The sequence below is a fragment of the Luteimonas arsenica genome (assembly GCF_004352825.1).
GTDB classification, from domain to species: Bacteria; Pseudomonadota; Gammaproteobacteria; order Xanthomonadales; family Xanthomonadaceae; genus Luteimonas; species Luteimonas arsenica.
Window position 1 is genome coordinate 930,537 of sequence record NZ_SJRW01000001.1, and the last position, 14,456, is coordinate 944,992.

Here is a 14,456-nt window from a genome sequence, read left to right on the forward strand (position 1 = left end):
TTGCGGGCCGACCCGCGTCGGGCGGGCCGCCGCCGGCGGCCGCGCCACACCATCCTGGATTCCATGAAGCAGCTGTTCCGCGACGTCGACGGCGGGCCCCTGTGCCCCGAAGGCAGCGTGGCCTGCATCGGCGCCTTCGACGGCCTGCACCTGGGCCACCGCGCGCTGCTGCGCCACGCCGCGACGCGTGCGCGGGCGCTGGGCGTGCCGCTGGCGGCACTGAGCTTCGAGCCGCTGCCGCGCGAGTTCTTCGCGCCGGGCGCGCCGCCGCCGCGGCTGATGCTGCCGCGCGCGCGCGCCGAGGGCCTGTGGGCGCTGGGCGCCGAGGTGGTGGGCCTGCTGCGCTTCAACGCCACCTTCGCGGCGATGTCGCCGGACGAATTCGCCGGGCGCGTGCTGGCCGGGCGCCTGCGCGCGCGCGAGGTCTGGGTCGGTCCGGGCTTCCGCTACGGCAGCCGCCGGGCGGGCGACCTGGCCACCCTCCAGGCCTCGGGCGAAGGCCTGGGCTTCACGGCCGGCGAAATCGAGCCCGTGCACCTCGACGGCGAGCGCGTGTCCAGCACCCGCATCCGCGCCGCCCTGGTGGACGGTGACTTCGCCGCCGCCGCGCGCCTGCTCGGCCGCCCCTACGCCATCGGCGGCCGGGTGGTCCGCGGCCGCCAGCTCGGGCGCACGCTCGGCTATCCCACCGCCAACCTGCGCTTCGGCGGCAAGGTGCCGGCGCTGCAGGGCGTCTACGCCACCCGCGTGCACGGCGTCGGCGACGCGCCCCGGCCCTCGGTGTCGAGCTTCGGCACCCGGCCTACGGTGGACGGCATCGAGCCGCTGCTCGAAGCCCATCTGTTCGATTTCGCCGGCGACCTGTACGGTCGCCGGATCGAGGTGGAATTCGTTGCGCGCCTGCGCGACGAGGAGAAGTACCCCGACCTGCCGACCCTGGTCGCGCAGATGGACCGCGACGCCGCACGTGCGCGCGAAATCCTGATGCAGACCCCCCAGCGAGCGACCGCGTGACCGACGACAGCCAGCGTTACAAGCCGACCATCCTCCTGCCGCAGACGGACTTCCCGATGCGTGGCGACCTGCCCAAGCGCGAGCCGGCTGCGCTCGCGCGCTGGGAGGGCGAAGGGCTGTACCAGCGCCTGCGCGGGCAGGCCGCCGGGCGCCCGCGCTTCGTCCTCCACGACGGCCCGCCGTACGCCAACGGCGCGATCCACCTCGGGCACGCGGTCAACAAGATCCTGAAGGACGTCATCGTCCGCTCGAAGACGGTGGCGGGTTTCGATGCGCCCTACGTCCCGGGCTGGGACTGCCACGGCCTGCCGATCGAGATCGCGGTCGAGAAGAAGCACGGCCGCGTGGGCACCAAGCTCGACGCCGCCGCCTTCCGCCAGGCCTGTCGCGAGTACGCGCTGTCCCAGGTCGAGCTGCAGCGGCAGGACTTCAAGCGCCTGGGCGTGCTCGGCGACTGGGACGATCCCTACCTGTCGCTCGACCCCAAGTTCGAGGCCGACGAAATGCGCGCGCTGGCGAAGGTGATCGACAACGGCCACCTGCTGCGTGGCGCCAAGCCGGTGTACTGGTGCTTCGACTGCGGCTCGGCGCTGGCCGAGGCCGAGATCGAGTACCAGGACAAGGTTTCGCCGGCGATCGACGTGGCCTATCCGGCGCGCGATTCCGAAGCCCTGGCGCGGGCCTTCGGCGCCGTGCTGCCCGAGGGCGTCGAGGTCGCGGTGCCGATCTGGACCACCACGCCGTGGACGCTGCCGGCCTCGCTGGCGGTGTCGCTGGGCCCGGAGATCGAGTACGCGCTGGTCGAAGGTCCCGCGCGCGAGGGCGGCCGCCGCTGGCTGGTGCTGGCCTCGTCGCTGGTGGAGCGCGCGCTGGCGCGCTACGGCGTCGAAGGCGATGCCGTGGTGCACGGCCACGCCACCGGCGCGGCGCTGGAAAACCTGCTGCTGGCGCATCCCTTTTACGCGGAGCGTGACATCCCGCTGATCCTCGGCGGCCACGTCACCGACGACGACGGCACTGGCGCCGTGCACACCGCGCCCGGCCACGGCCAGGAGGACTTCGCGGCTGCGCAGCAGTACGGGATCGTCGATCGCTACGCCGCCGCGCAGCTCAATCCGGTCGACGGCCGCGGCGTCTACCTGCCGTCGACGCCGGCCGCGAACGGTGTCGAGCTGGCCGGCACCCACATCTGGAAGGCCAACGACGCCATCGTCGAGCTGCTGCGCGACAGCGGCGCACTGCTGGCGCTGGCGAAGCTCGAGCACAGCTACCCGCACTGCTGGCGCCATCGCACGCCGGTGGCCTTCCGCGCCACGCCGCAGTGGTTCATCTCCATGGACCAGGCCGGCCTGCGCCGCGACGCGCTGGCCGCGATCGAGGGCGTGGAGTGGTTCCCCGGCTGGGGCGAGGCGCGCATCGCCGGTATGGTCGAGGGCCGCCCGGACTGGACGATCTCGCGCCAGCGCACCTGGGGCGTGCCGATCGCGCTGTTCGTGCACCGCGAGACCGGCGAGCCGCATCCGCGCTCCAGTGAACTGATGCGTGCCGCCGCCGACCGGGTGGAGCAGGGTGGCATCGATGCCTGGCACGAGCTCGACCCGGCCGAGCTGCTGGGCGACGAGGCTCCGCAGTACGACAAGGTCACCGACATCCTCGACGTCTGGTTCGACTCCGGCGTCACCCACGAGTGCGTGCTCGCCGCGCGCGGCCTGGGCAAGCCCGCCGACCTGTATCTGGAAGGCTCCGACCAGCACCGCGGCTGGTTCCAGTCCTCGCTGCTGACCGGCGTGGCGATGGACCGGGCGGCGCCGTACCGGCAGTGCCTGACCCACGGTTTCACCGTGGACGAGCACGGCCGCAAGATGTCGAAGTCGCTGGGCAACGGCATCGAGCCGCAGGAGATCATGAAGACCCTGGGCGCGGACATCCTGCGCCTGTGGATCGCCAGCGCCGACTACAGCAACGAGATGTCGCTGTCGAAGGAGATCCTCAAGCGCAACGCCGACGCCTACCGCCGCATCCGCAACACCGCGCGCTTCCTGCTCGGCAACCTGCACGGCTTCGACCCGGCCGTGCACCAGGTGGCGCCGGAGGACATGGTCGCGCTGGACCGCTGGATCGTGCACCGCGGGCACGAGCTGCAGCAGAAGATCACCGATGCCTACGCGCGCTACGACTTCGCCGAGGTGGTGCAGCTCTTGATGAACTTCTGCAGCGTCGACCTGGGCTCGCTGTACCTGGACGTGACCAAGGACCGCCTGTACACCATGCGCGAGGATTCGCGCGGCCGGCGCAGCGCGCAGACGGCGATGTACCACCTGGCCGAGGCCTTCGTGCGCTGGATCGCGCCGGTCCTGGCCTTCACCGCCGACGAGATGTGGGGCTACCTGCCCGGCGCGCGCGAAGACAACGTGCTGTTCGCCACCTGGCATGACGGCCTGGCGCCGCTGCCCGAGGGCGCGCCGCTGTCCGCGCGCGAGTTCGACGACCTGCTGCGCCTGCGCGAGCAGGTGGCCAAGGTGCTGGAGCCGATGCGCGCCGGCGGCGAGATCGGCGCCGCGCTGGACGCCGAGATCACGCTCGCCTGCGGCGTGGCCGACCAGAACTGGCTGTCGGGCCTGTTCGACGAGCTGCGCTTCTTCTTCATCAGCGGCGACGTGTCGCTGGTGGCCGACGACGGCGCCGAGGCGATCACGGTGTCGGCGGTGCCCACCGACAAGCCCAAGTGCGTGCGCTGCTGGCAGCGCCGTGGCGACGTCGGCACGACCGAAGCGCATCCGCAGCTGTGCGGCCGCTGCGTCTCCAACGTCGACGGTGAAGGGGAGGCGCGCCAGTGGTTCTGAAGCCCCGCCCCAATGCGCTGCCCTGGCTGCTGGTCTCGCTGCTGGTGCTGGTTCTGGACCAGGTCAGCAAGCAGTGGGTGCTCACCAGCCTGCCGGAGTACACCGCGATCCCGGTGATCGAGGGCTTCTGGAACTGGTACCGCACCTACAACACCGGTGCCGCGTTCAGCTTCCTGTCCGATGCGGGTGGCTGGCAGAAGTGGTTCTTCACGGTGCTGGCCTTCGGCATCAGCGGCCTGCTGGCGGTCTGGCTGGCGAAGACCCCGCGCGGCGACTGGCGCACGGCGCTGCCGTTCGCGCTGGTGATCGGCGGCGCCATCGGCAACGTCATCGACCGCCTGCAGCACGGCCACGTCATCGACTTCATCCAGTGGCACTGGCGGGACTACTACTGGCCTGCGTTCAACATCGCCGACGCCGCGATCGTGGGCGGGGCCATCGGGATCGCCCTGTTCGGCATCCTGGGCGGCAAGTCCAAGGCCCCCTGAGGCCCACCCGAGCCCTCCACCGCGGCCGGAGCCCCTGCTCCCGCCTGCGGGGATCGGGTCAGGGTCTTGCCGGTACAATCGGCGGCATGGATATCGTCCTTGCCAACCCCCGCGGCTTCTGCGCCGGCGTCGATCGCGCGATCGAGATCGTCAAGCGCGCGATCGAGACGCTGGGCGCGCCGATCTACGTGCGCCACGAGGTGGTCCACAACCGCTACGTGGTCGACGACCTCAAGCAGCGCGGCGCGATCTTCGTCGAGGAGCTCGACGAGGTGCCCGATGGCAACACGGTGATCTTCAGCGCCCACGGCGTGTCCCAGGCGGTGCGCGCCGAGGCCGAGCGCCGCGGCCTTAAGGTCTTCGACGCGACCTGCCCGCTGGTGACCAAGGTCCACTTCGAGGTCGCCCGCCACTGCCGCGCCGGCCGCGACGTGGTGCTGATCGGCCACGCCGGCCATCCCGAGGTCGAGGGCACGATGGGGCAGTGGAACCGGGAACGTGGCACCGGCTCGATCCATCTGGTCGAGGACGTCGAGGACGTCGAGGCGCTCGAGGTCGGGCAACCGGAGAACTTCGCCTACACCACGCAGACCACGCTGTCGGTGGACGACACCCGGAGCGTGATCGAGGCCCTGCGCCGGCGCTTCCCGGCGATCCAGGGGCCGAAGAACGACGACATCTGCTATGCCACCCAGAACCGCCAGGACGCGGTGCGCGAGCTTGCCGCGGAGTGCGACCTGGTGCTGGTGGTGGGTTCGCCCAACAGCTCCAACTCCAACCGCCTGCGCGAGCTGGCCGAACGCGAGGGCGTCGAGGCCTACCTCATCGACGGCGCGGAGGAGATCGATCCGCGCTGGGTGGAAGGCCGCCGCCACGTCGGCGTGACCGCCGGCGCCTCGGCGCCGGACGTGCTGGTCGAAGGCGTGCTGGCGCGGCTGCGCGAACTGGGCGCGGCCGGCGTGCGCGAGCTGTCCGGCGAGCCGGAGAGCATGGTGTTCGCCCTGCCCAAGGAACTGCGGCTGCAACTGGTCGACTGAGGGCCCGGTCCCGCGCGGGCGAGCGCGACCCGGAGGCGGGTCAGTCCGCGGCGCCGGCTTCCAGCGGCACGCCGTTGGCTTCCAGCCAGGCAGTGACCGCGGCGCGCTCGCCGCGCGCCTTTTCGCTCAGCTTCGCGGCCGGCAGCTTGTAGTAGTAGGCCTGGAACGTCGCGTCCTGCGCGTTCTTGGCCGAGGCCGGCGCGCCGCGTTCGAGCAGCTGCAGCACGTGGGCGCCGGCGTTGATCATCGCCGCCTTGTGCAGCGGGGTGTTGCCGGTGCGGTCGGCGATCGACGGGTCAGCACCGGCGTCGAGCAGCATCCGGAACTGGGCGTCGGTGCGCGGCCCGGCGGCGTCGGCCAGCGCGGTGCCGCCGGTCTGGCCGTGGCGGGCGTCGGGGTCGGCGCGGTGGTCGAGCAGGATCCGCAGGTAACCGGGGTCATCGGCGATCGCGGCGCTGTGCACGGCGGTGCGGCCTGCCAGTCCCGGAACCGAGGCGTCGGCGCCGGCTTCCATCAGTGCTTCGACGCCGTCCTTGCTCTGCGCCAGCATCGCGAACTGCAGCGGCGTGACCTGGTCGGCGCCGCGTGCGTTCGCGTCGGCACCGGCCGCGGCGCGTTCGTGCACGGCCGACTTGTCGCCGTCGGCGGCGGCCTGCGCCAGCGCGGCGACCGCGGGGTCGGGAAAGGCCTTGCTGGCATCCATCGCATGTCCTTGGCAGGCGGCGCCCGCGAACACCAGTGCAAGCAGCAGGAGGGTCGCGGGCTTGCGCATCGGGGCGATTATGTCACGCGGCGCGTTGCCGCCACGGCGTGATGCCGGGCGTAGCGGTCAGTTCCAGGGCTGCTGCTGGCGGAGCGCGTCCAGCACGCCCTGCTGTCCATGCAGGTCGCCGGCACGCTGCAGCTTCGCCTCGCCATGCTCGTAGATGCGCTTGCCCATCTCGATCGGGTTCCAGGTGAACTCCGGACCCTCGATCGGCGGATAGGGGTCGTCGAGGTTGATCTCGTGGCCCGGTGCGTCCGGCATCAGCGTGCGCGTGCCCCAGGTGTCTTCCTGCGCCGCGGTCAGCGGGTCGCCGGAGATGTTGTAGCGGCGGATCTGCCCGTCGGCGGCATCGGCCTTGGCGGTGTCGGGGTCGAGGCCCAGGCGCTCCATGGTGTTGTCGTGCACGCCCGAGGCGTTGAAGGTCACCGCGGCGTTGCCGGTGGCCAGCGAGGCCGTGGCGGCCAGGCCGCCGCCCAGCGAGTGGCCGGTGATCACCAGCGAGTCGCCAAAGGCGGTGTCGGCCAGTTGGGCCAGCTCGACGGCCTGGTCGTACTGCTCGTTCGACCAGCCCACGCCCTGCTGGAAGTTGGGTCCGGTCCAGTCCTGCAGCTCGTTGCTGCCGGCGAAGGCGAGGACATGGCGGCCCTCGCCGTCGGTGTAGATGCCGGCGCGGAAGCCGGTGTCCGGGTTCTCGAGCATCGAGGGATCGATGCCGGCCTCCAGCAGCTGTTCGTCGGTGAGGCGGGTCCAGTCGCCGACCTCGGTGACCGCCGGGTCGTAGACAGCGGCCGAGATCTCCATCATCTCCAGGTCGATGGCCTTCGCGTCCTGACCGCGGACCTGGGCATCGAAATCGACCGAGTTGGCCGCGTTGCCGCCGCCGGCATTGCCCAGGGCAGGAAGAGTGGACAGGAGCCCGGCCAGTGCCGGGTTCCACGACGGCTCCATCCGGTAGGGGCCGGTGGGCAGTGGAGAGGTCGCGGCGGCGTCCTTGCTGGCCGCATCGGCGGGCCGGTACGCGCTGGGGTCGATCTGGCTGCCGCGGATGCCGTCGATGCTCATGGCCGGGGTCTCTTCGCAGGATTGGCCTGAACCTAGCGCTCCCCGGATGCGCGTGACAGCTGGGGCTGACCCGAGTACTGGCGTCTGGACAAGAAAAAACCCCGGGAAGACGGGCTTCCCGGGGTTTGCTTCCTGGTGCCGGAAATAGGAATCGAACCTACGACCTACGCATTACGAATGCGCCGCTCTACCAACTGAGCTATTCCGGCAGGGCCGTACATTGTAGGGGCGTGCCCGCGTCCGGGTCAAAACGGAATCCCCCGACCCGTCGGCTCGCCACCGCGTCTCGTCCGGCGCGACCGCCGACGGCTATCCTGCCGCCTCACCCGCAACCGGATCCCCCATGGCCAAGGCCCGTACCGCCTACGTCTGCAACGAATGCGGCGCCGATTTCAGCAAGTGGCAGGGCCAGTGCGGTGCTTGCGGGGCCTGGGACACGGTGTCGGAGATCGTGCTGGAGAGTGCCGCCTCGGCGAAGGCCGCTGCGCCCGCGCGCCGCGGCGGCTGGGCGGGCAAGACCGAGGCGCCGAAGGTCACCCCGCTTGCGGAAGTCAGCCAGGCCGACGAACTGCGCGTATCCACCGGCATCGGCGAATTCGATCGCGTGCTCGGCGGCGGCCTGGTCGAAGGCGCGGTGGTGCTGGTCGGCGGCGACCCGGGCATCGGCAAGTCGACCCTGCTGCTGCAGGCGGTGGCCAGCCTGTCGGCGACCCTGCCGGGCCTGTACGTCACCGGCGAGGAATCGCTGGCGCAGGTCGCCGGGCGTGGCCACCGCCTCGGGTTGCCGCTGGACGGCGTCAACGCCCTGGCCGAGACCTGCGTCGAGCACATCCTCGGCCACGCCTCGAAGCTGAAGCCGAAGCTGATCGTCGCCGACTCGGTGCAGACGCTGTGGACGGAGACCTTGACCGCGGCCCCGGGCTCGGTCAGCCAGGTGCGCGAGTCCGCCGCGCGCCTGGTGCGCTACGCCAAGGAGACCGGTACCGCGGTGTTCCTGGTCGGCCACGTCACCAAGGAGGGCGGCATCGCCGGCCCGCGCGTGCTCGAGCACATGGTCGATGCGGTGCTGTACTTCGAAGGCGATTCAGGCAGCCGCTTCCGCGTGCTGCGCGCCTTCAAGAACCGCTTCGGCGCGGTCAACGAGCTGGGCGTGTTCGCGATGGGCGAGAAGGGACTGAAGGAAGTGCCCAACCCTTCGGCGATCTTCCTTTCAGGCGCCACCCGCCAGCCCGGCAGCTGCGTGATGGTGACCCGCGAGGGCACCCGGCCGCTGCTGGTCGAGGTGCAGGCGCTGGTGGACTCGTCGCCGCTATCCAATCCGCGGCGCGTGGCCGTGGGCATGGAGCAGAACCGGCTGGCGATGCTGCTGGCGGTGCTGCACCGCCACGGCGGCATCGCTGTCGGCGACCAGGACGTGTTCGTGAACGTGGTCGGTGGCATCCGCGTGCAGGAGACCGCGGTCGACCTGCCGGTGCTTCTGTCGGTGCTGTCCTCGCTGCAGGACCGGCCGCTGGCGGAGAAGACCGTGGCCTTCGGCGAGGTCGGGCTGTCGGGCGAGATCCGCCCGGTGCCCAACGGCGAGGAGCGGCTGAAGGAGGCAGCGACCCACGGCTTCAGGCGCGCGATCGTGCCGAAGGCGAACGCGCCGAAGTCGGGTGCCTACAAGGGCCTGGAAGTGGTGGCGGTCGAGCGCCTCGCCGACGCCATCGATGCCGCCGTGTAGGAGCGGCTACAGCCGCGATTGGCGGGTAATTCGATCGCGGCTGTAGCCGCTCCCACAGTTCCCTTGCTCGTGGAGCACTAACCCCGCTGCAGTACCAGTTCCAGCACGAACTTGCTGCCGAAGAAGGCCAGCACCAGCAGCACCATCGCCGCCAGCGTCCAGTGCACCGCCGTGCGCCCGCGCCAGCCCTGGCGCCAGCGACCCAGCAGCAGCACGCCGAACACCAGCCAGGACAGCAGGCTGAGCACGGTCTTGTGCACCAGGTGCTGGGCCAGCAGGTCCTCGACGAAGAGCAGGCCGGTGAGCAGGGTGGCGCTGAGCAGGACGAAGCCGGTGGCGATGGTGCGGAAGAGCAGCGTCTCCAGCTCGACCAGCGGCGGCAGGGCGCGCAGCCAGCCGTGGACCTCGCGGCGGCTGAGGGCGCGCTCCTGCAGCCACAGCATCACCGCCAGCAGCGCCGCCACCGCCAGCGTGGCGTAGGCCAGCAGGGCCAGCCAGGCGTGCAGCTGCAGGCGCCAGTCCAGCGGCTCCGGCGGGCGGTGGCCGTACAGGTGGCTGCCCAGCAGCGCCGCGGCGGCAATCGGGTAGACCAGCACGCCCAGCGTGGCCATGCGTCCGCGCGCGCCGACCACGGTGGTCAGTACCGCCATGCCCAGGGTCACCAGCGAGATCGCGGCGAAGAAATGCATGTCCGCGCCGCCGAGGCTGCGCCAGACCAGGGAGTGCTCCAGGGCGTGCGCCAGCATCCCGACGCAAGCCGCGAACAGCCAGGCCGGGGCACGCCGGTCGCGGCGGATTCCGGCGACCAGCAGGCCGCTGGCCACGAGGTAGGACACGACCGAAATGAGGACGGGAATCATCCGCGAAGTGTCGCACAGCGCGGGGCTGGCTGAACGGGTGGCGACGTTCCGCACGCCAGGGGCTATGCTGGGCATTCGCGGGGCCATGGTCCCGCGGAACTCCAAGCCCGGCTGCCTGTGTCCCCAGGGATATGGCCACCGGGCCGTGGCCTTCGCGGGCCACCGGGTCGGACTGGAAACGGGCCGGCTTCCCTGTATCGGAATGGAGCACATCGATGGCGTCCCTGGTCGACCGGTTCGGAAGGTCGTTCCCCTACCTGCGGCTGTCCCTGACGGAGGCCTGCAACTACCGCTGCAGCTATTGCCTGCCCGACGGCTATCACCCGGACGGGCGGCCGACCTTCCTCGTGCTCGAGGAAATCCAGCGCCTGGTGCGGGCCTTCGCCGCGCTGGGCATGAGCAAGATCCGCCTGACCGGCGGCGAGCCCAGCGTGCGCAAGGACCTGGTGCCGATCATCGCCGCGGTGTCGGCGGTGCCCGGGGTACGCAAGGTCGCCATCACCACCAACGGCACCCTGCTGCCGCGCCACATCCGCGCCTGGCGCGAAGCCGGACTGACCGCGCTCAACGTCAGCCTGGACACCCTGGACCCGGAGCGCTTCCGCACGTTCACCGGACACGACCGCTTCGCCGAGGTCACCGAAGGCGTGGAGATGGCGCTGGGCCTGGGCTTCGACTCGGTCAAGCTCAACGCCGTGCTGCTGCGCGGCCGCAACGACGACGAGTTGCCGGCGTGGTTCGACTACCTGCGCGAACGCGACGTCGCCATCCGTTTCATCGAACTGATGCGCACCGGCGACAACCGCGAGTTCTTCGAGCGCCACCACCTGCGCGCCGACGCGCTGGAGGAGCAACTGGTCGAAGCCGGCTGGCGGCTGCGCGCGCGCGCGCCTGATGCCGGTCCGGCGCGCGAATACTCGCACCCCGGCTACCGCGGTCGCATCGGCGTCATCGCACCGTACTCGAAGGACTTCTGTGCCGGCTGCAACCGCCTGCGCGTGACCGCGCGCGGCGACCTGCGCCTGTGCCTGTTCGGCGACTTCGGCATCGGCCTGCGCGAGCTGCTGCAGTCCGACGACGACTTCGACGCCCTGGTCGCGCGCATCAGCACCCAGCTCGGGCTGAAAGCCGCCGGCCACGGCCTGCACCAGGGCGAGACCGGCCTCACCCCGCACCTGGCCTCGATCGGCGGATGAACGACACGAAGTTGAGCCACGCAATGACCAACGAACGCTCGGCCGCCTTCCACATGGCCGACATCCGCAACAAGCGCCCGACCCGCCGCCGCGCAGTGGCCGTGGGCGAACTGCTGGCCGGCGCCACCGCCTTCCCGATGATCGTCGAGCGCCGCCTGCCCAAGGGCGACGCCTTGGTGATGGCCGAGGTCGCCGGCCTGCAGGGCGCGAAGATGGCCTCGGCGCTGATGCCGCTGTGCCACCCGCTGCCGCTGGAGCTGGTGCAGGTGCGCTGCGTGCCGGTGCCGGAGCGCAACGCCATCCGCGTCTACTGCGAATGCGCCACCGAGGCGCGCACCGGCGTCGAGATGGAGGCGCTGGCCGGCGCCAACGCGGCGCTGCTGACGCTGTACGACCTGACCAAGCCGGTCGAGCCCGCGCTGGGCATCGATGGCATCCGCCTGCTGTTCAAGGAAGGCGGCAAGAGCGGCCTGTGGCTGCATCCCGACGGCATGGATGACGATGAGCTGGCGCACTACCGGCCGCGCGACATCGCGCGCCTGGACGAGGTGCCCTGCGCGGTGCTCACGCTCAGCGATCGCGCCAGCCGCGGCGAGTACGAAGACCGCTCGGGCCCGCTGCTGGTCGAAGGCCTGCGTCGCCTCGGTGCGCGCGTGGCCGAGGCCGAAGTGCTGCCCGATGGCGTCGAGCCGCTGGCCGGCCGCCTGCGCGCGCTGGCGGGGCAGGGCGTGCGCATCGCCCTGTGCACCGGCGGCACCGGCCTGGGCCCGAACGACGCCACGCCCGAGGCCCTGCGATCGGTCGCCGACCGCGGCGTGCAGGGCCTGGCCGAGATGTTCCGCAGCGAAAGCGCGAAGCACACGCCGCTGGCCTGGCTGAGCCGCGCCGAGGTGGTGCAGGTGGGCGGGATGCTGGTGTTCGCCCTGCCGGGTAGCCAGCGCGCGGTGAAGCAGGGCATGGACATCCTGGCCCCGGTGCTGGCGCATGCGCTGGCGATGGTCGACGGGGGAGGGCATCCATGAGCGGGCAGGCCGTCAGCTGCAAGGAGGCGCTGTCGATCGTCCTGCGCGAGGCCGCGCCCTTCGCGATCGATTACCGTCCGCTGGCCGAAGCCGCCGGCCTGGTGCTGGCCGAAGCGGTGGTGGCGGACGTCGACCTGCCGCCCTTCGACAATTCGGCGATGGACGGCTTCGCGCTGCGCGCCGAGGGCCGGACGGTGGCGGCAGGCACGGAATTCGACGTGGCCGGCGCCCAGGTCGCGGGCGACGAGGCGACGGCCGCGGGCGAGGGCGGCGCCTGGGAAATCATGACCGGCGCGCGCATGCCCGCGGGGCTGGACAGCGTGGTGCCGGTGGAGCGCATCGAGGTGATCGGGCGCGACGACGCCGGTCGGCCGAGCCGCATCCGCCTGACCGCGGACGTGAAGCCGGGCGACAACGTCCGCCTGCGCGGCCAGGACGTCGAAAGCGGCACGACCGTGCTGCGCGCCGGCACGGTGGTGGATTCCGCGGCGGTGATGGTGCTGTCCTCGCTGGGCGTCGACCGCGTGGCGGTGCGGCGCCGGCCGAAGGTCGCCGTGCTCAACACCGGCCGCGAACTGGTCGATGACCCCAGGCGACCGCTGGCGTCCGGTGAGATCCGCAACAGCAACGGCCCCTTCCTCGCCGCGCGCGTCGCCGCCGCGGGTGCGGAGCTGGTGCTGCGCGAGACCGTGACCGACGAGCCCGCCGATTTCCTCGCCGCGCTGGAGCGCACGCTGGCCGCCGGCGCCGACGTGGTGCTGAGCACCGGCGCGGTGTCGATGGGCCGCCACGACTTCGTGCCTGATGCCCTGCGTTCGATCGGCGCCGACATCCGCTTCCACAAGGTGGAGATCCGCCCCGGCCGACCCCTGCTGTTCGCGCGGCTGGCGGGTGGGCAGCTGTATTTCGGACTGCCCGGCAATCCGGCGTCGGCGGCCGTCGGCCTGCGCTTCTTCGCCGAAGCCGCGCTGCGTGCGTTCACCGGCCAGGCGCCGGAGCGGCCGCTGCGGATGCCGCTGGCCGCGGACTGGAGCAAGCGCGCCGCGCTGCGCTTCCATCTGAAGGGGCGGGTCGAGCTGGCGGGCGGCGTGCTGCGCGCGCGGATCCTCCACGGCCAGGAATCGTTCAAGGTGCAGCCGCTGCTGGTGGCCAACGCCTGGATCGTGCTGCCCGAGGACACCATGCAGTTCCAGGCCGGCGACATGGTCGACGTCTATGCGCCCGGCCACGCCGAGGGCCTGAAGATCGAAGAGGTGGTGCAGTGAAGGTGGAGTTGAGCCTGTTCGGCGCGTTCCGCAGCCATGACCCGGGCGCGAAGCTGGTGCTGGAGGTGCCGGAGGGCGCGCGCGTGGCCGACCTGCGCGAGGCGCTCGACCGTTACGCCCGCGAGCACTGGTCCGCGTACCGGCCCGAGCTGCTGAAGGCCTCGGCCTTCGCCAGCGAGACCACGGTGCTGCGCGACGCCGAGGCGCTGCCCGAGGGCGTGCCGATGGCGGTGCTGCCGCCGGTGAGCGGGGGCTGAGCATGGAGCGGTTCCACTGCGCGGTCACCGACATCGCCGACGGCCCGCTGGATCCGGCCGCGGCGCTGGATTTCGTCTCCGACCCCGGCTTCGGCGGCATCGCCATGTTCGTCGGCCGCGTGCGCGACCTGAACCACGGGCGTGTGGTCACCGGCGTCAGCTACGACATGTTCGAACCGCTGGCGCTGAACGGCTTCCGGGCGATCGCCGAAGACATCGACACCCGCTTTGGCCCGAAGGTCCGCCTGTACGTCGCGCATGCGAAGGGCCGCCTGGGCGTGGGCGACCTCGCGGTGGTGGTGGCCGCCGGAACCCCGCACCGCGACGAGGCCTTCCGCGCCTGCCGCGAGCTGATCGAACGGGTCAAGCACACCAGCCCGATCTGGAAGCAGGAGCACTACGAGGACGGCGACAGCGTGTGGAGCGAGGGTTGCTCGCTGTGCGGCAGCGATGACACGGACGGCGCCGGCGAACGCGAGCACGACCACGGCGATGTCCACCGCGACGGGGCGGCGCGATGAAGATCCAGCTGCAGGGCCAGTCGCTGCGCCTGCGGATCGGCGAGGACGAGCTAGCGCAGCTGCTGGCCGGCGAGGCGGTGGCGAACGAAACCCGTGCGCCCGGCGTGGTCCTCGGGCATTTCGTGCGGGCCGTGCAAGGCGAGGCGCCGACTTTCGCCGTCGGCCCCGACGGCTGGCACATCGGCCTGCCCGATGGTGCCCTGCGCGACTACGTGGACCGGCTGCCGTGCCGGGACGCGCTGGAGCTGGCGCTGGGGCAAGGCGACGAAACGCTCGCAGTCTCCTTCGAAGTCGATGTGCGCGACAGCGTGCGCCATCGCGGTCCGCCACAGCGGCGCCGGGAGCCGAAGGCGGGCTGAGCCACCTGTGGGAGCCCTGGTCGGCGCGAAAGCTATAATCGCC

General features: G+C 71.5%; 14 protein-coding genes, 1 tRNA gene and 1 riboswitch. Of the genes, 11 read left to right on the forward strand and 4 right to left on the reverse strand.

Annotated features, from left to right (window positions below):
• Positions 1 to 63: 63 nt before the first annotated feature.
• From E2170_RS04320 to ispH, 4 genes are all read left to right on the forward strand, one after another.
• Positions 64 to 1,014 (forward strand): bifunctional riboflavin kinase/FAD synthetase, encoded by a 951-nt coding sequence (locus E2170_RS04320; protein ID WP_132999382.1) that lies wholly within the window; start codon positions 64 to 66, stop codon positions 1,012 to 1,014.
• A gap of 56 nt (positions 1,015 to 1,070) precedes the next feature.
• Positions 1,071 to 3,857 carry an isoleucine--tRNA ligase gene (gene ileS / locus E2170_RS04325; RefSeq protein WP_243708101.1) on the forward strand — a complete coding sequence of 929 codons (2,787 nt, stop codon included), beginning with the start codon at positions 1,071 to 1,073 and terminating at the stop codon, positions 3,855 to 3,857.
• Positions 3,848 to 4,345, forward strand: a complete 498-nt coding sequence (gene lspA, locus E2170_RS04330; RefSeq protein WP_132999384.1) for a signal peptidase II — start codon at positions 3,848 to 3,850, stop codon at positions 4,343 to 4,345. The genes ileS and lspA overlap by 10 nt, the downstream gene beginning before the upstream one ends.
• An 86-nt stretch (positions 4,346 to 4,431) precedes the next feature.
• Positions 4,432 to 5,382, forward strand: coding sequence for a 4-hydroxy-3-methylbut-2-enyl diphosphate reductase (ispH, locus tag E2170_RS04335; RefSeq protein ID WP_132999385.1), 951 nt, complete (start codon positions 4,432 to 4,434; stop codon positions 5,380 to 5,382).
• A 40-nt stretch (positions 5,383 to 5,422) separates the two neighbouring features.
• Here the strand turns inward: ispH and E2170_RS04340 are convergent, their stop codons facing one another.
• The 3 genes from E2170_RS04340 to E2170_RS04350 all read right to left on the reverse strand — a co-directional run bounded on the left by E2170_RS04340 (position 5,423) and on the right by E2170_RS04350 (position 7,419).
• Complete coding sequence (locus tag E2170_RS04340; RefSeq protein WP_132999386.1) at positions 5,423 to 6,154, reverse strand: ankyrin repeat domain-containing protein; 732 nt, start codon at positions 6,152 to 6,154, stop codon at positions 5,423 to 5,425.
• A gap of 57 nt (positions 6,155 to 6,211) precedes the next feature.
• Positions 6,212 to 7,210, reverse strand: coding sequence for a Tle-like phospholipase domain-containing protein (locus E2170_RS04345; RefSeq protein ID WP_132999387.1), 999 nt, complete (start codon positions 7,208 to 7,210; stop codon positions 6,212 to 6,214).
• A 133-nt stretch (positions 7,211 to 7,343) separates the two neighbouring features.
• Positions 7,344 to 7,419 (reverse strand) — tRNA-Thr (locus E2170_RS04350).
• 134 nt (positions 7,420 to 7,553) lie between these two features.
• Between E2170_RS04350 and radA the strand changes: the two genes are divergently transcribed.
• Positions 7,554 to 8,933, forward strand: a complete 1,380-nt coding sequence (gene radA / locus E2170_RS04355; RefSeq protein ID WP_132999388.1) for a DNA repair protein RadA — start codon at positions 7,554 to 7,556, stop codon at positions 8,931 to 8,933.
• A gap of 77 nt (positions 8,934 to 9,010) precedes the next feature.
• Here radA and E2170_RS04360 read toward each other — a convergent pair whose 3' ends face one another.
• Positions 9,011 to 9,793, reverse strand: a complete 783-nt coding sequence (locus tag E2170_RS04360; RefSeq protein ID WP_132999389.1) for a cytochrome C assembly family protein — start codon at positions 9,791 to 9,793, stop codon at positions 9,011 to 9,013.
• Positions 9,794 to 9,880: 87 nt separating this feature from the next.
• A riboswitch (molybdenum cofactor riboswitch) is annotated at positions 9,881 to 10,017 on the forward strand.
• On the opposite strand from E2170_RS04360, the gene moaA reads away from it, so the two are divergent.
• From moaA to E2170_RS04390, 6 genes are all read left to right on the forward strand, one after another.
• Positions 10,009 to 10,989, forward strand: coding sequence for a GTP 3',8-cyclase MoaA (gene moaA, locus E2170_RS04365; protein ID WP_132999390.1), 981 nt, complete (start codon positions 10,009 to 10,011; stop codon positions 10,987 to 10,989). Its footprint overlaps the riboswitch before it by 9 nt.
• 23 nt (positions 10,990 to 11,012) lie before the next feature.
• Complete coding sequence (gene moaCB / locus E2170_RS04370; protein WP_132999391.1) at positions 11,013 to 12,011, forward strand: bifunctional molybdenum cofactor biosynthesis protein MoaC/MoaB; 999 nt, start codon at positions 11,013 to 11,015, stop codon at positions 12,009 to 12,011.
• Positions 12,008 to 13,276 (forward strand): molybdopterin molybdotransferase MoeA, encoded by a 1,269-nt coding sequence (locus E2170_RS04375; protein ID WP_132999392.1) that lies wholly within the window; start codon positions 12,008 to 12,010, stop codon positions 13,274 to 13,276. The genes moaCB and E2170_RS04375 overlap by 4 nt, the downstream gene beginning before the upstream one ends.
• On the forward strand, positions 13,273 to 13,533 hold the full coding sequence (locus E2170_RS04380) for a MoaD/ThiS family protein (protein ID WP_132999393.1): 261 nt from the start codon (positions 13,273 to 13,275) through the stop codon (positions 13,531 to 13,533). Before E2170_RS04375 ends, E2170_RS04380 begins: the two co-directional genes overlap by 4 nt.
• A 2-nt stretch (positions 13,534 to 13,535) precedes the next feature.
• Positions 13,536 to 14,054: a molybdenum cofactor biosynthesis protein MoaE gene (locus E2170_RS04385; protein WP_132999394.1), complete on the forward strand. Its 519-nt coding sequence runs from the start codon at positions 13,536 to 13,538 to the stop codon at positions 14,052 to 14,054.
• Positions 14,051 to 14,413 (forward strand): hypothetical protein, encoded by a 363-nt coding sequence (locus tag E2170_RS04390; protein WP_132999395.1) that lies wholly within the window; start codon positions 14,051 to 14,053, stop codon positions 14,411 to 14,413. The genes E2170_RS04385 and E2170_RS04390 overlap by 4 nt, the downstream gene beginning before the upstream one ends.
• Positions 14,414 to 14,456: the final 43 nt, after the last annotated feature.